Below are 229 nucleotides of genomic sequence, written 5' to 3' on the forward strand. Positions count from 1 at the left end.
TCGCAACTGGGCGGTTACGACCTGACTTATGGCAGCCTGGCCGGTGTCGTCGTGATGCTGTTGTTCTTCTATTTGATCGGTCTGGGTCTGGTTTTCGGCGCGCATTTGAACGCGGCACTGGCGGAACCGCCCGAACCGGCGCTAGAGAGGGCGATTGAAGATGGTGAACCGGCAGGAGCGGTAACGGCGTGAACGGATTGATGGCAGGCAAGCGGGGGCTCATCATGGG

Annotated in this window: 1 protein-coding gene; it reads left to right on the forward strand. The window is 60.3% G+C overall.

Going from position 1 to position 229, the window contains the following annotated elements; translation table 11 throughout:
- Window positions 1-192: YhjD/YihY/BrkB family envelope integrity protein (locus AC3II9_RS22710; RefSeq protein ID WP_489159058.1), on the forward strand; the 192-nt coding region annotated here is incomplete at its 5' end.
- Window positions 193-229: the final 37 nt, after the last annotated feature.

The sequence above is a fragment of the Lysinibacillus sp. RU7 genome, from assembly GCF_057837305.1.